We start from the raw sequence: 20,292 nt of genomic DNA, 5'->3' as shown, positions 1-20,292 counted from the left end.
AATTGGGTTTTCAACCCCGTCCTTGTAGGACGACTTTCTGTGAAAATATTAGGGTAGTGCTAAAGAGGTAATGATGCCTTGTAGTGATGGATAAAATACCAAATGCCACCAATGTGATTCTGCAAACACTTGGAAAAGGACAAGGTCTTGGGTACTAAGCGAGACGCTCGTTGTCTCAAGGTATTGTTAAACCTTTCGATGTAGCTGGTCAAACCTGTATCCTTCCCAACCCCTTGATGACGTTTACTCGGTAGAACAGCCTCATAGGCTCCCCAGAAATCGGTATAAGCCACCGCACATTGGCGATATGGAGGCAATGACTCCCACAATTGGCGGGCTGCGGCTTCATCCCGTGCACCAATGTAAACACCGACAATCTCACGGATTTTTACGTCGAGAGCTAACCAAATCCACTGTTTGTTTCCTCAGGGTACGAAAAGACCACAATTCATCACATTGATATCGTTAACCTCCCCTTTTTTTTGCGCCTCACCTGGACTTGGCGGGGCACAGAGGCATATTTCTGATTGACGTAGTTTGGCAGCCAGGGCTCAGACACTTGGACCGCCCGTGCTATTCCGGCAAGAGGAATTCTCTCGAGCTGCAAACGGTCAATCAGAGACCGTGTTTCTTGGTCAATCACCTTTTGGGTGGGGGTGTTCAACAAACTGTCGTCCACAATCACGACACTTGAACCGTTGTTTGTCGTTGTGAATCCGTCCATTTTTGACGGTGTGGGTAGATGTATAGCATTAGTCAAGGTGGTTAGGACGCAGCTGGGAGAACGGAATCCATGGCATCATCGAGAGAATCAAACTGCTCACGTGCAATGGCGAATGCGGGCTTTCAACCACGACCAACATTTCTCTATCTTGTTGAGGTCTGGCGAATAAGGTGGTAGATAGAGCAAACGGCATTGAGCCGCCTCCACTAGCTCAGGAATCCGTCCCCCTTTATGAAACGTTGCATTGTCTAGCACTAGAGTCTGACCTGGCTTCAGTGTTGGAATTATAGCACTAGTCAATACGGTTAGGACGCAGCCTTGAGAACAGAATCCATGGCATCATCGAGAGAATCAAACTGCTCACGTGCAATGGCGAATGCGGGCTTTCAACCACGACCAACATTTCTCTATCTTGTTGAGGTCTGGCGAATAAGGTGGTAGATAGAGTAAACGGCATTGAGCTGCCTCCACCAGTTCAGCCTGCCGCCCCCCTTTATGAAACGTTGCATTGTCCAATACTAGAGTCTGACCTGGCTTCAATGTTGGAATTAAGATGAACTCCAACCACAACTCAAACACTGTCCGATTACAACAACCCTCAAAGCGATCGGGGGCTAAGAGTTGTTGATAACACCATGCCGCCATATAGCTCACCCTGCCCTGCCTCTTCCCGGATTTGAGGGCATCGAAGCGTTGTCCTTCCTCGCAGTAACCATAAGGATAATCCGAGTCTTGACTATTCATGCCAGCTTCATCGAGGTAAACCAACCCTTCCGGCTCCATATGTTCAATCTGAGCAATAAACTCCTCTCGCTGTTGCTCATCACGTTCTTGGTAGCCGTAAGTTGTTTTCTGGTGAAGCCAATTTTCTTCAAGGTTCTGGATATGGTGCGAGGAGAGATGTCGTCATCCCAAAGTTGAGCCATTTGAGCGGAGGTTTTGTGGCCATGCTCTTGGGCAAAAGCCTTGAATTTATGCCAGTCGGTAATTTTGTGGTTATTGCCAGGTCGGTGATTAGGTTTAGGGAGGAAGTCTCCGGTCTGTGCTTTTCTTTGCAGCCAGAGATTAATGGTGTTCCGGCTGACATGGAAAACTTGACTGGCTTCTGTTTTGGGCATACCGTCTAGTTCAATTGCATTAATAACTTTTTGTCTAAGGTCGTAACTGTAGGGGGCTAGCCTTTTGGGTCTTATGTAGATATCCTTGCCATTATACGTCCTAACTTTCCTGTCTTGTGCTATAAGATGAACTCCAACCACAACTCAAACACTGTCCGATTACAACAACCCTCAAAGCGATCGGGGGCTAAGAGTTGTTGATGACACCATGCGGCTATATAGCTCACCCTGCCCTGCCTCTTCCCCGATTTGAGGGCATCGAAGCGTTTTCCTTCCTCGCAGTAACCATAAGGGTAATCCGAGTCCTGACTATTCATGCCGGCTTCATCGAGGTAGACCACTTCTTGTGGCTCCATATGTTCAATCTGAGCAATAAACTCCTCTCGCTGTTGCTGATCACGTTCTTGGTAGCCGTAAGTTTTTTTTTCTGGTGAAGCCAATTTTCTTCAAGGCTCTGGATATGGTGCGAGGAGAGATGTCGTCATCCCAAAGTTCAGCCATTTGAGCGGAGGTTTTGTCGCCATGCTCTTGGGCAAAAGCCTTGAATTTTTGCCAGTCGGTAAATTTGTGGTTATTGCCAGGTCGGTGATTAGGTTTAGGGAGGAAGTCTCCGGTCTGTGCTTTTCTTTGCAGCCAGAGATTAATGGTGTTCCGGCTGACATGGAAAACTTGACTGGCTTCTGTTTTGGGCATACCGTCTAGTTCAATTGCATCAATAACTTTTTGTCTGAGGTCGTAACTATAGGGGGCTGGCATTTTTGGTCTTCTTAGTCATCTCGTCCTCTCCATTATACGTCCTAACTTTCCTGTCTGGTGCTATATTTATTAGCAGAGCCAATGAGGGGTTTAAACGTTCCATCTATGCGGGCATTCCATCTTTAGATTCGCCCTATCCACCGGGGTACTTTAAAGGTCTATGCACAACTTTCGTTGCTTCTGGGTAGTACCAACAGACTCCCACTTTTCCCCTTGCCTTTTTAAGCGGCAGCGTTTCAACCTATTTCGCTGCCCAATAGTTACGATGGTTCAAGCCAGACGTTCGGTTTCCTTAATCATGGATGGTTGGCAGTGGTCGCATCTGGTAGTAGGTTCTACTTCACGCCTTCCGTTCCCCGCTTCAATCTGACGGGTTGTGAATCCTGAAACTGGGGGTGGCTGTTATGGTCGAAAGGGAAGTCACCTTCCCCAACTCCACTTCCAAACCGTACTTGAGACTTTCACCTCATACGGCTCCTGATGTGGATACCCCTTTGTCATTAGGAACAGGGTTACAACCCCCTGCTTTCGTACTTCAACTTCCAAAGCTATATGCCTGCGTTAGTCTTTAAACTCGCTTTCGCCATTAAACTCCTACTTATCGCAGTATCTATAGCATTAGTCAAGGTGGTTAGGACGCAGCTGGGAGAACGGAATCCATGGCATCATCGAGAGAATCAAACTGCTCACGTGCAATGGCGAATGCGGGCTTTCAACCACGACCAACATTTCTCTATCTTGTTGAGGTCTGGCGAATAAGGTGGTAGATAGAGCAAACGGCATTGAGCCGCCTCCACTAGCTCAGGAATCCGTCCCCCTTTATGAAACGTTGCATTGTCTAGCACTAGAGTCTGACCTGGCTTCAGTGTTGGAATTAAGATGAACTCCAACCACAACTCAAACACTGTCCGATTACAACAACCCTCAAAGCGATCGGGGGCTAAGAGTTGTTGATGACACCATGCGGCCATATAGCTCACCCTGCCCTGCCTCTTCCCGGATTTGAGGACATCGAAGCGTTGTCCTTGCTCACAGTAACCATAAGGATAATCCGAGTCTTGACTATTCATGCCAGCTTCATCGAGGTAAACCAACCCTTCCGGCTCCATATGTTCAATCTGAGCAATAAACTCCTCTCGCTGTTGCTGATCACGTTCTTGGTAGCCGTAAGTTTTTTTTTCTGGTGAAGCCAATTTTCTTCAAGGCTCTGGATATGGTGCGAGGAGAGATGTCGTCATCCCAAAGTTGAGCCATTTGAGCAGAGGTTTTGTCGCCATGCTCTTGGGCAAAAGCCTTGAATTTTTGCCAGTCGGTAATTTTGTGGTTATTGCCAGGTCGGTGATTAGGTTTAGGGAGGAAGTCTCCGGTCTGTGCTTTTCTTTGCAGTCAGAGATTGATAGTGTTCCTGCTGACATGGAAAACTTGACTGGCTTCTGTTTTGGGTATACCGTCTAGTTCAATTGCATCAATAACTTTTTGTCTAAGGTCGTAACTATAGGGGGCTGGCATTTTTGGTCTTCTTAGTCATCTCGTCCTCTCCATTATACGTCCTAACTTTCCTGTCTTGTGCTATATATCCACACCGTTACTAGTGGGCATATCCTAACCATTACAGTTAGGCATTAGCTTTCAGTCACATCCCTTCCCCTTAAAGGGTTAGGGGTCGAGAGTGAAGTCACCTTCCCGAACTCCCATTCAGAAGCGTGCTTGATAGTTTCCCATCACACGGCTCCTGGTGTGGATACCCTATTTGTCAAAGGAGCAGAATCAACAGACCTGCTTTCTACTTCGATGTTCAGAGCTATATGCAGCACGTAGTCTTTAAACTCGTCCTCGCCATTATACTCTTACTGACCGCAGTATCTATATCCCCACCGTGACAATTGGGCTTTAGCTTCTGGTCACATCCTTCACCCTCTAAGCATGCGCTTACATTTTTCACTACTGCCTTGTGAATAGCATTACTCACTTGTTTATAGGCAGAGCATTAGAGGGGTTAATTAGGGGTCGAGATAAACCTCACGGTCTACCCCTCCCATTCAGCAGCAGAACCGTACATGAGACTTTCACCTCATACGGCTCCTAGTTTGACCGTCTCTTTGTTAAGAGTACAGCAACATCTCTTTCATCAAGAGCTGTTTTATCATCGTGACAATGGCGATGTAATAATTGAAGATTCTTGTATTCATCCTTTCCGCCTTGGCTTCTAGGTACAATGTGGTCTACTTCAATTAAATCTGATGGGGTAAAGAATTGCCCGCACCAGGTACATCTACCTTTTGGTTTTTTGAGTAGTTTTGCTACCCTAATTGGCGTGTCGATTGCTTGTCCTTTCCTGGTGGCCCAGTAAGTCCAATTTCCGTCATAAAGTGTTGCGTCGGGGCGTATTAGGGTGTGTCTGACAATTGGGGTCCAGATGTGTTTGAATAGATGTATCCCATCTTTGGTTTGGAATAGCCAATTTTCGTGTCTTTCTTTCCCATTGCTAAGTTTAATTGTTCCATGTCTGAAATAATTACTTAGCTTTTTGTAACTTGCCTTTCCGCATCTTGATATTGTCCATGCCCTTAACATTTGCCAGATTGTATTATCTAGCTTATTGAAGGTCTCTGTTGAGACTACTGCTGAGTAATAGTTTGCCCATCCTCTTATAATTGGGTTTAGTCTACTTATCAGGGCTGATTGAGGTGCTGTCTTATATCGTTTAATTACACCTTTTATCACTTCTGTGTGGGCAACAACTGCTTTTTGGCTGGGTTTTATGTGGGTTTTATGTCCGATTAATCGACTCTTATATCCCCCTGTTTTTCCAGACTTGTATTTTCCTACTGGGTATTGCCTGATATTGAATCCGAGAAAATCAAACCCAGGTTCTTCTGTTTTGCCATTATACTCAATAGGTTTGAGTGTGTGACCAATTCGAGTCTTTTCGGGTTTAATCTCTAATCCTACCGGTTTTAACCATTTGGTGATAGCAGTTTGGCACTGTTCAATGATTCCTAGGTCTTTGGAGATGACCACAAAATCATCGGCATATCTTATAAGGTTCACCTGAGTGGCTGTGCCTTTATTTGGATACATTCCTTTAACTAGCCTTTCTACTCCCAACAGTGCGATGTTGGCGAGTATTGGACTTATTACCCCTCCCTGGGGTGTCCCTGCTTCTGTATCCTCAAATACACCGTTATCTAGCACGCCTGCTTTGAGCCATTGTTTCAGGTCTCTTTTTAGGCAGCTTGGACAATGAATTTTGGACAGTAGATAATCATGGTTCACGGTAAGAGCATTTCGCTATATCTGCATCAAGTACATAGTATTGTCCTTGATTTATGGCAGTGTAAATTCTACCAATTGCGTCCTGGGCTGACCGTCCGGGACGGAACCCATAGCTAGTGCCCTCAAATCTTGACTCCCATTCGGGCTCAAGTGCCGACTTAACCAAGGCTTGCCTTGCTCTATCTTGGATTGTGGGAATTCCTATTCCAGCTTTTTTCATCCCTACCAGGTTTTGGAATCCACACCCTTCGCAGTGGTTTTGCTTTGAGGTTTCCTTTGATTTTCTCGGTCATTTCTAGCCTTTGTTTAGGGGATATTGCTATCACACCATCTACTCCAACCGTCTTTTTACCTTGACCCGCTTGGGGGGCGGGTTTATTAAGCTGACTGTTGGGAAGCATGGCTGACCGTGGAACCCGCCCCTACAGTCGCACTGCTAAGAGTCGGGCATAATATGATTTCACCAATAGACGTTGCAGCCTTCTTACCTTTGCGTCCTGTCCCGATTTAGCTGCTTGAAATATACTCTTTTGGAGCTTGAAAACTTTCCGTTGAACCTTAGTCCATGGGATGGCCTTCCATGCGTTGTTCGTAGTCTTGATTGGTTTGGGCTTGCCAAATCCTTTCTTTAAACTCGCTATCGCCATTTGTACACCTACTAGACTCTATTCTTACAATCAAACCGTGACCCGTTAGCATATCCCTACCATTACAGTCTGGCGTTGGCTTCTGGTCACATCTCACCCCCTAATAGGCTTACGCTTACACTTTCACTACTGACTTTCTCGACCAGATTATCAGAGCCTAAGAGGGGTTAAAACGTTCCGTTTATATGGGCATTCCATCTTTAGATTTGTCCTTTCCACCGGGGTACTTTTAAAGGTCTGTGTAGTTATGACATTGAAGTTCCTACTTTTCCCCTTGCTCTTTTGAGCGCAGCGTATCAACCTGTTTCGCTGCCCAATCATTACGATGGTTCAAGCCGGACATTCGGTTTCCCTAATCATGGATGGTTGGCAGTGGTCTCGATTCTGGTGTTGGGTTACACCTTGGAGCCTTCCGTTCCCCGCTTCAATCCTGGGGTTGTGATTCCCAAAACTGGGGGTGGCTATCGCCGTTACCCTGACTCTCTAACTTCTACTTATCTATTTGTAGAATTTGTATAAGTAATTTGTATGAGTTAGTTGGTTTTGACCTTGGGTTCCCTGCCTTGATTTGTATCGTGGGATACTAATCGTTGGGACATATAAACAGTTATGAGGATGGTCAGGAGAGATCTCCTTATATTCAGCCAAGGGGTTTAAGTCCCCACCAGGCGGTTATTTCAGGTATTTCAACCTTATTTTTTGCCTGAACGTCTCGCACCAACGTTCCGATTATATGGGCATTCCATCGTTAGATTTGTCCTCAGAACCGGGGTACTTTTAAAGGTCTGTGTAGGTAGTCGGACGAACCCCTTACTTTTCCCCTTGCCCTTTTGAGCGCAGCGTGTCAACCTATTTCGCTGCTAGTGTATTACGATGGTTCAAGTCGGACATTCGGTCTTCCTAATCATAGATGGTTGGCAGTGGTCGCGTCTTGGTAGTAGGTTCTACCTCACGCCTTCCGTTCCCCGCTTCTATCCTGGAGTTATGATTTCCAAAACTGGGGGTGGCTATCGCCGTTACTCTCTACTCCCTGATTTCTCAGTTCGTTTATGACCTTGAGTTCCCTGCCTTGCTTAGTTCCCTAAGCGTCGGGACATATAACCAGTTATGAGGATGGTCAGGAGAGGTCTCCTTATATCCAGATTCGGAGCTGGAATCCTCACCGGGTAGTTATTTCGGGCATTTAAGCCCTATTTAATACCCGAACGTCTCGCACCATACGCTTACACTTTTCACGCTCTGCCGTGAGGCAGAGCCAATGAGGGGTTTAAACGTTCCATCTATGGGGGCATTCCATCTTTAGATTCGTCCTATCCACCGGGGTACTTTAAAGGTCTGTGAAGGTGGTGGTGATATACCCCTTCTTTTCCCCGTACTCTTTTGAGCGCAGCGTATCAACCTATTTCGCTACTAGAGTATTACGATGGTTGAAGCCGGACATTCGGTTTCCCTAATCATGGATGGTTGGCAGTGGTCGCCTCTGGTAGTAGGTTCTACTTCACGCCTTCCGTTCCCCGCTTCAGTCTGACGGGTGTGAACCTTGAAACTGGGGGTGGCTACCGCCGTTACTCTCAACTTCCTGCTGTACATAACACCAGCGTTCAGCCTTGACCTTGAGTCTCTTGGCCTTTATCTGATTCTAAATCCAATTTAGCCCAGATAATTGGAACACATAGATAGTTATGGGATGGTCAGGTACGCTCACCTTAGATTCTACCAAGGGGTAGAAGTCCCACTAGGAGATGATTTCAGGCATTGCAGCCCTATTTCACTCCTAAACGTCTCGCACACCGCCGTTACTCTCAACTTCCTGCTATACTTGAGGAGTCATAACTTCCTCTTTCTAGCGCTCTGTCTTGACCTTGAGTCTCTCTGCCTTATCTGGGTGTCGAGTCCAGATGTTGGAACACATAGATAGTTATGGGATGGTCAGGGCGCAATCCTTATATTCTACCAAGGGGTAGAAGTCCCACTAGGAGGTTATTTCAGGCATCGCAGCCCTATTCCACTCCTAAACGTTTCGCACGGTGGTTGCTATTGTAACAGGTTTTTGGTTTGTGTGTAGGTTTGAGGAAGTTTTTTCAGCAATTCTCATTTTGGCAATTCAACTGCTATCGGGTGGGATGTCTAACTCGAGACCCTCAAGCATAAAGGTCAGAAGGTGGTCCCAACTGTCGAAGTACAGTCTGGGTAAGCGCGCGCAAATCATTAAAGAAGGTTTGGCGCTTCGATAAGTGCGCTCGTAGCAACTGGTACTTGTTATCGAGCAACTCCTGCAGGGTGTGGAAGAGCAGCGAGAGGATGTTGATGGTCCGGAGCAAGGAAGAAAGATGCTGCTTGCCATGGCCAAAATTGTGTTCGAGATGGTAGCCCTTGGTCTTGAGAGTGTTGTTGTTCTCATTCTCAACTTTCCAACGAGTCCGCCCGGCCCGAACCACCTCGGCTACATTCTCATCGCTGAGAGGATAATTCGTGGCCAAGGAGTTGTGATAGGTTACCTAGCCATCAGCGGTGGTGACAGTAAGTTCGCACCAGTTAACCAACAGCGCCTCATCGCTATCTTTGAGGGGGACTCCGTTGAGATAGCGGTAGGTATAGGTTTTCTCGACTTTACCAGTCCACTTCTTGGTCGTGAGGGTCGGGAGTTCGATGCCCTCTAGGTGTTCATAGAGGGTAGTATGAGACTCGGGGCGACAGACGACGATGAAGTTAAGTTGCTGCTCTAAAAACTGCTGACACAACGGTTGGTGGCAATAGAGGTCATCCCCTCAAACCGTGACATTCAAAGCCCTCAAGCATTGTTCTTGCCTCGATAGCCAGCGTTTGGCGGCGGCATTCTCACAGTCTTGCTTATCATGACCATCTTGGGGCACGATAAATTCGGGGACTAAGGGAATCACATGATTCTGTCCCGGACAGACGATGACTGGAGTGACAACACTATGGAAGTAATGGGTTTTTCCTGACTTCTGGGTGCGCGTTGAACAGTGGGGACAGTGAATTTGGTCGGAACTGAAGTATTCGGTGCCATCCAACGCGACTAATAGACTGTCCCCTAGGCAACGGAAGTCTTCTAACTGCCCCTGGGCTTCCAAGACTTGTAGGATATCCTCAAACACTGGAAACAGGTGCTCTGGGGACACGGCATCTAATAAGTCCCGAATCTGGTTATCACAGGGAATTCGATGAACTCCAAACAGACTTTGGGCATTGCTCTTGCCTTTACTCCCCTCCATCAGACGTTGATAAGCCAGAAACGACGGAGTTTGAGTAAAAAACACACTAAACGCACTTAAAGCGGCATCCTCCATTCCATAGCGGCGATTTTTACCCCGGCGCTTGTCCGGTAGCGATGACAAGCACTGGCGGAAAGAACCGACTAGAGTCTCAAAGCCACCTGGCTTTTTCAACGGCTCTGGCGCTCCTGGGTTTCTTGGATGTCATTACGATACAGGGATGCTGGGGACTTGAACAGGTTTTCGCCAAAATGAGAATTGCTGGGGGTGATATGGGTATTTGACAGATTGATTAAGTTGTGCTTATTGATTAACCCGTCAATAATTAAAATTTGTTGCTAAGGGATATGCACTAATTGTCCCGTGTGCTAAGACTGAATGGAGTGCATTTTGAGTGTAACGGTACGAATATCGGGTTGAGCGATATCACGCGATAGTAGTCAGGATAAAGTATTGTCGGGAATGCGCCCTACTGGAATCGAACCAGTCTGAAGGCGAATTATGAGTTCGCTGCCTCCCCAATCGGCCAAGGGCGCACAAATCGGTAGGGGTCGAACGGGAAGTCACCTTCCCGAACTCCCATTAAAAACCGTGCTTGATACTTTCGCATCACACGGCTCCTGATGTGGACACCCTTTTTCATAGGAACAGAGTTACTACCCCCTGCTTTCGTACTTCAACTTTTGGAGCTTTATGCACCACGTAGTCTTTCAACTCGCTCTCGCCATTATACTCCTACTAATCGCAGTATCTATATCCACACCGCGACCTGTGGGCATATCCTAATCATTACAATTAGGCATTGGCTTCTGGTCACATCCTTCACCCTCCAGGGGTAGGGGTCGAGAGTGAAGTCACCTTCACCCCCTCCCATTCAAAACCTTGCTTGATAGTTTCCCATCACACGGCTCCTGATGTGGATACCCTTTTGTCATCGGAACAGGGTTACTACCCCCTGCTTTCGTACTTCAATGTTCAGAGCTTTATGCAGCACGTAGTCTTTCAACTCGTTCTCGCCACTATACTCCTAATAATCGCAGTATCTATATCCACACCGTGACAATTGGGCATATCCCAACCATGACAATTGGGCTTTAGCTTCTGGTCACATCCTTCACCCTCTAACCATGCGCTTACATTTTTCACTACTGCCTTGTCAATAGCATTACTCACTTGTTTATAGGCAGAGCATTAGAGGGGTTACAACGTTCCGCTTATATGGGCATTCCATCGTTAGATTTGTCCTCAGAACCGGGGTACTTTAAAAGTCTGTGCAGGTAGTCGTATGAGCCCCCTACTTTTCCCCTTGCCCTTTTGGGCGCAGCGTGTCAACCTATTTCGCTGCTAATGTATTACCATGGTTCAAGCCGGACATTCAGTTTCCTTAATCATGGATGGTTGGCAGTGGTCTCGATTCCGGTATTAGGTTACACCTCGGAGCCTTCCGTTCCCCGCTTTAGTCCTAGGGTTGTGAGTCCTAAAACTAGGGGTGGCTATCGCCGTTACCCTCTGCTCTGTGATTTCTCAGTTCGCTTAGGACCTTGAGTTCCCTGCCTTGCTTAGATTTCCCTAAGCGTCGGGACATATAAACAGTTATAGGGATGGTCAGGAGTGCGCTCCTTATATCCAACCCAGGGGTTGAAGTCGCTACCAAGTAGTTATTTTAGGCATCTCAACCTTATTTCATACCTGAACGTCTCGCACACCTGAGAGTCATTGTAGCAGGTTCCTCGCCAAAAATCAAGAGTGTGGTTCACCAAATAGGATAAAGGAACAGGTCAAACTCTTAATCATTTCCGTAGTGACATCGCTTACAGCCAGACCCCCAGCGGTGCGACGACGCATCGATCGCAATACGACTAAATCAAAGGATTGAGAGGCTTTGAGAAGTGCATCAGATACATTGTCATGGACTAAGACCTGAATATCAGATTTGACCTGGGGTCCTGATGCTAGAATTGTGGATAATTCCGACTCCAACTCATTCACCTGTTCCCTAGAAGTGCGGCGATCGCAAACTTGCAATAACATTACCTCAGCTTGGTTACTATCAGCAAACAGTTGAGCAAATCGAATAGTTCTAATCGCTTGGGGGGTAATATTTTTAACCGGAACCAAAATCCGATGGATGTCAATAGGTGCTTCCAATAGCTTTAAGACCGCCACCGGACAATGGGAAGACCAAAATACATTATCAATTAAGTTACCTAAAAGTCTGGCTCGTAGGCTAGTGTTAGAATTCCAACCAATCACAATTAAACTCGCGTCAAATTCCCTAGCGGTGCGGCTAATTCCTTCAGCAATATCGTCATCGATACGGAGTCTAGTTTCAGTTTGGACACCAAACTCCTTAGCCACTTCTGCGGCTTTTTCTAAGAGGCGATCGCTTTGACGCAAGGTAACATCTAACTGAGGTTCATCCATTTGTACATGAGCTTGGGTAATCGTGATGGGAACCACTAAACCCGACTCGTGACGCGCCAATAAACCCGCCATTTCCACTAAATACCGCACCGACATAGGGTTAGATACAGCCACGACAACTGTAAATTGATTCCAGGGATTTTCTAAGCCTATTTCTGAATGTTTTTCAGGTATCCAAGCCTCTTTGGGTGCTTGTAAATTAGGTTTGGGGATAGATAATCGACTCCCAAAACGAGCGGTTAATATTGGTCCCAAAACTGAAGTGACCAACATTAGCACAATCACCGTATTAAAGACTTGCTCAGATATCAACCCTACCCGTTCAGCGGCTAAGGCGGCGGCGAGGGTAGCAGCCACCTGGGGAACAGATAAAGCCCACATAGTCATTGTTTCGTTCCAGTTATAACGAAACAGTAATTTCATCCCAGTAGCAGCCATTAACTTACTACCTAGTAAGCCTAAAACAATAGCTAAAGTTAAGCCAATACCAGTTGTTAAACTTTGAATAAAAGCCGGAACATCAATGAGTAATCCCATCCCCACAAAGAAAAAGGGAATAAATAGGGTACTACCTACAAACTCCACTTTTTCCTCTACCGGACTATGACCGATCACATCATTAACCGCCAAGCCTGCTAAAAATGCACCGACAATTTGATCAACATTGATAATTTGTGAGCCTACCGAGACCAAAAAAACTGCCAGCATGACAAACAGAAACTGATTACTTTCTTCATTTCCTGTACGCCTAAAGTATTCCTTTCCAGCCCAATCTAAACCAAACAGGACAATAGCAGCATAAATTCCTAGGGCTGCTAATTGTATAATTATGGAAGTAGCGGAAAAATCTCCCCCATGAATGGAAATACAAATAGCCAGCACCAATAAAGCGGCAATATCAGTAAAAATAGTGGCTCCAATAGTGACGACTACTGATTCATTGGCAACTACTCCTAATCGTGCTACAATGGGATAACCTAATAAGGTATGGGAAGCTAGTAGAGAACCCATTAAAATTGATGTGTTTATACCATAGCCAACTGATAAACCAATTGCGGTTCCTACGGTTAAAGGGAAAGCAAAGGTCATCAGACCAAAGGATAGGGATCTATTTCGTTTGCGCCTAAATTCTTCTAGGTCAATTTCTAAACCCGCCACAAACATTAGGTAAATTTTGCCGATATCCGAAAGTAATTTCATAATTTCGGAGTCAGGAGACAAAACTTGCATTCCGTTGGGTCCTAATACTACTCCCGCAAATAATAAACCCACCAAACCGGGGAGTCGAAGACGCTCGAAAATGGGAGGAATGGTTAAACTGACTAGGATCAGAATTGTAAATGGGACTATTGGACTCTCTGGAATTAGGTTTAAAAATTGTTCCATATCAAGGGTGAATTGAACTTAGGCGGGTTTTAGCTAGGTTTTGCTAGGTTATCACAGATTGCACGGTTAACTCTCAAAATTCTTAGTGATCGCTCTGAGTCTGATCATGCTGTACTAGAATTTGTTGGTAATCCACACGGCTTGATAGGGTTGTAAGATGTACTTGGAGTAAATATCGGTAATCATTTCCCCACTGATTAAATCTAACCAAGGATCTATACAGATCAGGTTGACATCTCTTAAATTGAGTTGTTGGGGTTTATCGGTCAGATTAAAGATACAGAAAATGCTTTGGTCTCTGGTCATACTTTGTCGCCAAAACCCAAATAGCGATCGCTTTAATTGTAGGGTGTATTGAGTGGCGTTAGGATGAAAAGCACCCTGTTGGCGACGGATTTTAATGCGCCGACAGATTTCGCGGAATACAAGCGATCGAGGAGAATGGGGGTTCTCTAAATCCTTTTGTAAATCCTCAATCTGCCACTTATAGCGATTAATTGACCGATTCATTCCCGTCTCTTTTAACCTGTCATAATCATTGGGAGTAGCCAATAAACTATGAATATAAAATGCCGGAATCCCCTCTAAAGACATCATCAGAGTTTGGGAACAAATAAAGCGTTGAATTTGCCAGGTATCTTCTCCTTTAACTGTGCCTTTCATGGCATCAAATAAGGAAATATTAATTTCATAGGGACTCTCACTACCATCTGGCTTTTTCCTCATGCTAATTTTACCGCCTAATTTCTCCATAGTGGTTAACAGGCTTTGATATTCATCATCGGAAAGTAAACCCTCGGCCGGACGTAAACCAATGCCATCATGGGAAGCCGTAAAATTAAAATAAGCACAGCCTAGGGGGGCGGGTGGCATACTCATCATCCAGGTTTTGAGATGGTCTGATTTACCCTGAAGCATCGCATTTAACAACAGTGGCGGCAAGCTAAAGTTATAAATCATGTGCGCCTCATTTCGATTGCCAAAATAGCTGAGATTTTCCCGGTTTGGTACGTTGGTTTCGGTAATTAAAGCTACTTCTGGATCTATCATATTTACCAGTTCCCGCAGTAGTTTAATAATGGCATGGGTTGGGGGTAAATGAATGCAAGATGTGCCGATTTCTTTCCACATAAAACCCACAGCATCTAGGCGAATATATCTGGCTTTGGCATTCACTATATAAAATCTGATGATTTTCAAAAACTCAATTAAGACATCAGGATTGGCAAAATTAACATCAATCTGATCTTCGCTAAAAGTTGCCCAAACGTGCTTTTCTCCATGGACAGTTTCTACTTTGACTAATACGGGACTGTTGCGGGGTCTGACAACTTCTGATAGGTCGGTTTCGGGTTCAACCACTATAAAATAATCAGAGCCTGGTTTTTCTCCGGCTTGGAATTGTTGGAACCATTGGTGCTTACTGGAAACATGATTAAGCACTACGTCTACCATTAAGTTAAATTGACTAGCAATGGTTTTGATATCTTCCCAGTCTCCGAGTTCCCGATTAACGCTTAAATAGTCACTGACGGCAAATCCATCATCTGAGGTATAGGGAAAAAAGGGTAAAATATGCACCCCGGTGATGGTATCTTGCAGGTGTTCTCCTAAAAATTTTGCCAAAACTTCTAGGGGTTTTTGGTCAGTATCCCGGCTACAAATACTATCGCCATAGGTGATTAATGTGACGTTGTTTTCTGTCCATTTATTGGGGTTTTCATTGCCGTTTGGTATATATAAATTGTCGCCAATTACGGCAAATAGACGGTCTAAAATACTCGGAATTGTGGCAGGTTCGTAGGCAATTTCTAGTAAGGGCTGGAGACGCACACAAAAATATTGATAATCACTATCAGTCGATCGCATGGGTTTCATATTGCTTCCTTTTTTATAACTGAATTATCGCTGGTCTGATGATATGGAGAATGGCGACAAGGTTAAGAAAGGTTAAAATTTGGCATTTTAACAGTAAATCAAGTTATAGTAAATGCAGAGAACCAGTCAGTGCAAATTTTCGTCAAGTTCTTAGTAGATGCTTTGGCTTGGTGATGCTACCGCTGGTAGTAGGCTAACTACCCCTAACTTGTAAGCATAACCGATTTTACCATAATCGTCTAGGGGGAGCCACAATTTTGGTTGAAGTGTCGGCCACTTGAGGAGCGATCGCCATTTGAAGCATTCATCAATTAACAGGCTAAGTCTTATGTTGAAGAAAACCTGGTTGCGTCAAACTATCATATTCTGTTTTTCCCTATTACTGGGAATACTAACCGTAACAGCCGGAGCCATATCTGCTAATGATGTGACTTCCGTAGATGTGTTATTTTTTACCAGCGAAAACTGTCCCTATTGTCGTCAACAAAAAGCCTTTTTACTTCCCCTAGTAGAAGCTAATGATAATGTCACTCTAACTATGGTTGATGTTGACAAACAGCCGGAAAAATTCCAAGGATTTCTTGAGGAAAATAACCTGAGTAGTCGCGCAGTTCCCCGAACGATAATTGGTGATAAATCCTTTATCGGTTTCTCCCCAGACCCAGGAGAGTTAGAATTTATCCCATCCTATCAGGCTTATATAGGCTATCAGAACCAAATTATTAATGCTATTGAAGCCGAGTTAGCAACTGCTATTATCATTCCCGGTCAAACGGTTAATGTGGAACCTACACCCACTCCACAAGCTACACAGACTCCACCACCTTCACCACAAGGTATACCTGTCTGGGTTTTATCATTTTTACCCCTAGCTTATGTAGTCACCTACCCAATTTTCAGCATTAAAGATAAACCAGTCGAAACGAAGCGATTATGGTTGGGGGGACTAACAGGTGTAATTATGGTTAGTCTATTTTTAGCGATCGCATTTACCCCAGATGCAGTAATTAGAGGATTTGCGGCTGCTTTACCCTTCCCCCTATTTGTATTTATCATCGCCTTAGCCGACGGGTTTAATCCCTGTGCTTTTACAGTGTTAATTATCCTATTATCGCTGCTGACCTATACCAAAAGTAGGCGAGATATGGCCCTAGTGGGTTCCACCTTTGTGGTGACATCAGGGGTCATGTATTTTGTGTTTATCATGGCCATGGTATTAGTGGGCTCAATTTTCATAGATAAATATGGTCAAATAGTGATGATTATATTGGGTACAGTGATCACCATTGCTGGCTTAATTAACATCAAGGACTTCTTTTGGTTCAAAAAATCTGTGTCTCTGTCTTTATCCAAAGACCAGCAAATTGAGATTACCAAAAAAGCCCGAAACATCGTCAACCAATTACAATCAGCTAAAAGCGATCGCCGCAAATTTGCCGCCGCCTTATTTGCTACAGTTTTATTAGCAATTTTCGTCAACCTAGTAGAGTTAGGATGTACAGCGATTTTACCCACTGTATATATGGCCACCCTAGTCAACTATTGTCAGACCAATGCTTTACTGTGTTATAGTGTGTGGACTGCCTTTTATAGTGTAGTCTATATTCTGCCGCTCTTAGGGATTCTGATCAGTTTTATCTACTCTTTTTCATCCTATCGGCTCACGGAAGAAAAAGGGCGATTACTGAAACTATTTGCGGGAGCCTTTATGGTATTCTTTGGATTAGTGATGATTGCTAAACCCGAATTACTGGTCTTAGGATAGATCAACCCCGTCAGTAGACCACCGTACAGAACAAAAAATTAACGCGATCGCCCAGTTGTTGTTTTAACTCATCTAGGGAGGCTGCATCACTCACCAAATTCCCGCCTTTTAGGGCTACCCATCTACCTCGGTAGTCCTGGCGGTTTTGGACAACCCAGTTAAAATTCAAAGACATCTCAGGGTTAGGTGGTAAGCGGTGAAACTCCAAGGTTTTCGGTCCAAAAACCTGCATATATCGTTTAATTTTGTCAGAGTTAGGATAAGACTTAAACGCTTCGCCAGCTAAATCTGCGGCTTGATGGAAATTATCCTGACTCAAAGCGCGATCGATGGCGGTAATATATTGCTCAGGTGAGTGATTCATGGGATTTCACAGATAGTTGCGATCGCCGTTAAGAGGGGGTTAGGGGTTTTGTCAGTTCAATTTTCCGGCTTAGGAAGTTCCAGATCCGATAACAGGTCAGGACGGCGCTGTTGGGTGCGTTGAAGTTGTTGTTCTCGTCGCCATTGTTGAATATCAGCATGATTACCAGAGAGCAAAACATCAGGGACACGCATTCCCCGAAACTGAGCCGGGCGGGTATAGTGGGGATAGTCTAGTAGTCCATCCTCAAAACTCTCCGCCTTGAGGGATTCAACCTTACCCACAGTACCCGGTCGCAGTCGCACCACACCATTAATCAAAGCCAGGGCTGGAATTTCGCCCCCAGTTAGGACGAAATCACCCAAAGACACCTCCCGAGTCACCAGGTGCATAACCCGCTCATCGATGCCTTCGTAGTGTCCACAAATCAACACAAGTTGGTCATAACCAGTAGCCAAATCGCGAAATAGTCCCTGTTGCATAGTTTCGCCCTGGGGGGTCAACATAATCACCTCTCGTCTGGGAAGAGAGGGAAGGGACTCAACCGCCGCAAAAATCGGCTCAGGTTTCAAGACCATTCCCACCCCGCCGCCGTATGGTTCATCATCGACTCTTCGGTGCTTGTCCAGGGCAAAATCCCTAGGATTAGTGCAGTAGACCGCCGCGATCTGGCGAGCTATTGCTTTAGCTAGAAGTCCTGACTGTAGAGGGCTAGAGAAAAATTCAGGGAATAGGGTAATAATGTCAAATCGCACGGAACCTCAAACCAAGCCAGTGACTGGTGACATATTCCAGGCACCGACCCGCTAGGGTTAGTACCTGGTTCCCAGAATCGCTCCTGAGAGTTTCCTGCTTCATGGGTCTTCCCTAGCAGTTGTTGGTACAAGCGATATGTATCTCCCAACAGTGTTGCCCCGTTCAGATACCTCGACAGGCAGCTTTACCGTGTGTCTCACGGCTGACTTGTGCAAACCGTTCCCGGAGTTGAGAGGTCCCGGCAATGCCTGACTTTAACTCTCAATCGCTCGCGCGTAGTTAGCGGATAGAATCATTGTAGCAAATTGGTACAGACTATGGCTGAAAAAGATGGGCAAGTGAGACTTTTAGTCACAGCAATTAGACAACTTGAGCCTTAGTGCCAAGGAACCAAAAGGACAAAAACAGATGTGATCCGTGAACTCCTTGTTATACAATCGGGCAGGAGGGCTGGGTGTAGCACCCTCCATCCCGAAAATCTGGGAAAGTCCGGTGGGTCTCTGACTCTAGCGACTCGGTTAGGGGTGAGGGCATATCCTTAGTCTAAAGAATTGTTTAAATCCGTATCAAAATATACTAAAATGCTAATATTTCCGCTAATTTGGTAATTTTTCGTGGCAGCATTTGTGTGCATTTCCGGCAAAAGGAGATTAACCGAGGGTCTGCCAAGCAAATAGAATCTGGTGTGATCACCTTCAAGTCCAAATTTATCCGGGTTCCCTGGCAGGATTTAAGTTAAATTGGCTATTAAGCAAATGTTAAATTCGAGCATCTCTAACTCAAGAGACGGGGGAATCAGGGCAGGTGATGGGGGATGAATCGAGAAAGAACCATAACCCATTGGGAAACTAGCCAGATTCGTTGTCAAATTGGGTAAATATCCTCTGGTTAGGGCGATAGTTAGTGTCACTCACCTACAACCGAGGAGGGCAACTTCACAAGAGACAAAGTTTTGCTGTCCCCTTTTATGCCAAATTTATGTCAGAAGGCAGTGAAGTAAAAGCAGACCCGGAAAAGGGTGGTGGTGCAGAATCTGGAGTCCGCCAAAGAAGCCCGCTAAGTTGAATTCATGCCTATCATGAGGAGAACAATATGCAGCAGTTGACATCTCAAGCCCTTGAACAGATGATTAATCAAAAAACTCAAACCTCAATTTTAGTCATTGGAGGAGCCGAAGATAAGGTTCATGGACGTGAGATTCTGCAAACCTTTTTCAGTCGTGCTGGGGGGGAAAATGCCCAACTGGCAATTATTCCCTCAGCCTCCAGAGAACCGAGTATTCAAGGGGAACGCTACCAGAAAATTTTTGAGACTATGGGAGCAAAGACTCTGAAAGTATTTGATATTCGGGAGCGACATCACTGTGAAGATCCACAATGGCACGATTATTTGGAAAATTGTACAGGGGTGTTCATGACAGGAGGAGATCAGTTAAGGCTCTACAGTTTGTTGGCAGATACGCCCCTAATGGAGAAAATTCGGGTGGCAGCTAGGGCGGGTAAAATAGCCTTGGCGGGAACCAGTGCCGGGGCGGCGGTGATGAGCCATCACATGATCGCTGGGGGTGGTAGTGGGGAATCTCCTAATCGATCGCTAGTGGATATGGCTACCGGGCTGGACATTCTACCGGATTTGATCGTAGACCAACATTTTCATAATCGCAACCGCTTCTCTCGTCTAATTAGTGCGATCGCCGCCCATCCCGAGAAAATGGGGATTGGCATTGATGAAGACACCTGCGCCATGTTTGAAGGAGAAGGGCGAGTGCGGGTAATTGGTAAGGGAACCGTGACCATAATAGATGCTAAAGATCTATCCTATACCAATGTAGCCCAGGCGGGGGCTACGGACCCACTGAGCTTATTTAACCTGCGGGTCAATATTCTCTGCCACGGTGACAGTTATAATATGCGAACCCACACCGCCTTCCCAGCAGCAGCCAGCTTATAGTTCGGATTGCTG

General features: G+C 45.5%; 12 protein-coding genes, 1 tRNA gene and 6 pseudogenes. 3 read left to right on the top strand and 16 right to left on the bottom strand.

Annotated elements, in window-relative coordinates; translation table 11 throughout:
- Positions 1-59: 59 nt before the first annotated feature.
- The 14 genes and pseudogenes from N39L_RS10510 to N39L_RS10445 form a co-directional block, all read right to left on the bottom strand.
- Positions 60-716: pseudogene (locus N39L_RS10510) on the bottom strand (IS1 family transposase).
- A 49-nt stretch (positions 717-765) separates the two neighbouring features.
- Positions 766-1,015: pseudogene (locus tag N39L_RS10505) on the bottom strand (transposase); the annotation flags it as partial.
- Between the two features lie 14 nt (positions 1,016-1,029).
- A pseudogene (locus N39L_RS10500) lies at positions 1,030-1,917 on the bottom strand (IS630 family transposase).
- Positions 1,918-1,964: 47 nt separating this feature from the next.
- A pseudogene (locus N39L_RS10495) lies at positions 1,965-2,598 on the bottom strand (IS630 family transposase); the annotation flags it as partial.
- A gap of 631 nt (positions 2,599-3,229) precedes the next feature.
- Positions 3,230-4,107: pseudogene (locus N39L_RS10490) on the bottom strand (IS630 family transposase).
- A gap of 573 nt (positions 4,108-4,680) precedes the next feature.
- Positions 4,681-5,874, bottom strand: coding sequence for a group II intron reverse transcriptase (locus N39L_RS10485; protein WP_014275006.1), 1,194 nt, complete (start codon positions 5,872-5,874; stop codon positions 4,681-4,683).
- Positions 5,864-6,094 (bottom strand): reverse transcriptase domain-containing protein, encoded by a 231-nt coding sequence (locus N39L_RS10480; protein WP_014275007.1) that lies wholly within the window; start codon positions 6,092-6,094, stop codon positions 5,864-5,866. The genes N39L_RS10485 and N39L_RS10480 overlap by 11 nt, the downstream gene beginning before the upstream one ends.
- Entirely contained in the window at positions 6,054-6,275 is a 222-nt protein-coding gene (locus N39L_RS10475; RefSeq protein WP_014275008.1) for a hypothetical protein, read from the bottom strand. The genes N39L_RS10480 and N39L_RS10475 overlap by 41 nt, the downstream gene beginning before the upstream one ends.
- A gap of 21 nt (positions 6,276-6,296) precedes the next feature.
- Entirely contained in the window at positions 6,297-6,521 is a 225-nt protein-coding gene (locus N39L_RS10470) for a reverse transcriptase N-terminal domain-containing protein (protein WP_014275009.1), read from the bottom strand.
- A gap of 1,410 nt (positions 6,522-7,931) precedes the next feature.
- The gene (locus tag N39L_RS10465) at positions 7,932-8,111 is read right to left on the bottom strand and encodes a hypothetical protein (RefSeq protein ID WP_158307547.1); all 180 of its coding nucleotides are present in this window, start codon (positions 8,109-8,111) and stop codon (positions 7,932-7,934) included.
- Positions 8,112-8,662: 551 nt separating this feature from the next.
- Positions 8,663-9,931 (bottom strand): annotated as a pseudogene (locus tag N39L_RS10460) (ISNCY-like element ISAtsp9 family transposase).
- 289 nt (positions 9,932-10,220) lie between these two features.
- Positions 10,221-10,293, bottom strand: a tRNA-Met gene (locus N39L_RS10455).
- 1,204 nt (positions 10,294-11,497) lie between these two features.
- Positions 11,498-13,567 (bottom strand): cation:proton antiporter, encoded by a 2,070-nt coding sequence (locus N39L_RS10450; RefSeq protein ID WP_006618914.1) that lies wholly within the window; start codon positions 13,565-13,567, stop codon positions 11,498-11,500.
- 114 nt (positions 13,568-13,681) lie between these two features.
- Positions 13,682-15,445 (bottom strand): alpha-amylase family glycosyl hydrolase, encoded by a 1,764-nt coding sequence (locus N39L_RS10445; protein ID WP_006618915.1) that lies wholly within the window; start codon positions 15,443-15,445, stop codon positions 13,682-13,684.
- A gap of 328 nt (positions 15,446-15,773) precedes the next feature.
- On the opposite strand from N39L_RS10445, the gene N39L_RS10440 reads away from it, so the two are divergent.
- Positions 15,774-17,210, top strand: a complete 1,437-nt coding sequence (locus tag N39L_RS10440; protein WP_006618916.1) for a glutaredoxin family protein — start codon at positions 15,774-15,776, stop codon at positions 17,208-17,210.
- Between the two features lie 10 nt (positions 17,211-17,220).
- Here N39L_RS10440 and N39L_RS10435 read toward each other — a convergent pair whose 3' ends face one another.
- Both N39L_RS10435 and trmD read right to left on the bottom strand, forming a co-directional pair.
- Positions 17,221-17,574 (bottom strand): hypothetical protein, encoded by a 354-nt coding sequence (locus N39L_RS10435; protein WP_006618917.1) that lies wholly within the window; start codon positions 17,572-17,574, stop codon positions 17,221-17,223.
- 56 nt (positions 17,575-17,630) lie between these two features.
- Positions 17,631-18,329, bottom strand: a complete 699-nt coding sequence (gene trmD / locus N39L_RS10430; RefSeq protein ID WP_006618918.1) for a tRNA (guanosine(37)-N1)-methyltransferase TrmD — start codon at positions 18,327-18,329, stop codon at positions 17,631-17,633.
- Between the two features lie 904 nt (positions 18,330-19,233).
- On the opposite strand from trmD, the gene N39L_RS10425 reads away from it, so the two are divergent.
- A complete protein-coding gene (locus tag N39L_RS10425) occupies positions 19,234-19,395 on the top strand; it encodes a hypothetical protein (protein ID WP_014275163.1) in 162 nt (53 codons plus the stop codon).
- A gap of 27 nt (positions 19,396-19,422) precedes the next feature.
- Positions 19,423-20,280, top strand: a complete 858-nt coding sequence (locus tag N39L_RS10420) for a cyanophycinase (RefSeq protein ID WP_006618919.1) — start codon at positions 19,423-19,425, stop codon at positions 20,278-20,280.
- Positions 20,281-20,292 lie beyond the last annotated feature (12 nt).

This window comes from Limnospira platensis NIES-39 (genome assembly GCF_026000695.1).
In the GTDB taxonomy this organism is placed as follows: domain Bacteria; phylum Cyanobacteriota; class Cyanobacteriia; order Cyanobacteriales; family Microcoleaceae; genus Limnospira; species Limnospira platensis.
The sequence above is the reverse complement of the archived record's forward strand: the minus strand, read 5'-3'. Positions and strand labels throughout refer to the sequence as shown.

Excerpts from the sequence above, each read along its gene's own strand:
- N39L_RS10480 (WP_014275007.1), bottom strand. The coding sequence starts at position 6,094 with ATGAAAAAAGCTGGAATAGGAATTCCCACAATCCAAGATAGAGCAAGG.
- N39L_RS10440 (WP_006618916.1), top strand. The coding sequence starts at position 15,774 with ATGTTGAAGAAAACCTGGTTGCGTCAAACTATCATATTCTGTTTTTCC.
- N39L_RS10435 (WP_006618917.1), bottom strand. The coding sequence starts at position 17,574 with ATGAATCACTCACCTGAGCAATATATTACCGCCATCGATCGCGCTTTG.
- N39L_RS10445 (WP_006618915.1), bottom strand. The coding sequence starts at position 15,445 with ATGAAACCCATGCGATCGACTGATAGTGATTATCAATATTTTTGTGTG.
- N39L_RS10420 (WP_006618919.1), top strand. The coding sequence starts at position 19,423 with ATGCAGCAGTTGACATCTCAAGCCCTTGAACAGATGATTAATCAAAAA.
- N39L_RS10450 (WP_006618914.1), bottom strand. The coding sequence starts at position 13,567 with ATGGAACAATTTTTAAACCTAATTCCAGAGAGTCCAATAGTCCCATTT.
- N39L_RS10475 (WP_014275008.1), bottom strand. The coding sequence starts at position 6,275 with ATGCTTCCCAACAGTCAGCTTAATAAACCCGCCCCCCAAGCGGGTCAA.
- N39L_RS10465 (WP_158307547.1), bottom strand. The coding sequence starts at position 8,111 with ATGTACAGCAGGAAGTTGAGAGTAACGGCGGTAGCCACCCCCAGTTTC.
- N39L_RS10470 (WP_014275009.1), bottom strand. The coding sequence starts at position 6,521 with ATGGCGATAGCGAGTTTAAAGAAAGGATTTGGCAAGCCCAAACCAATC.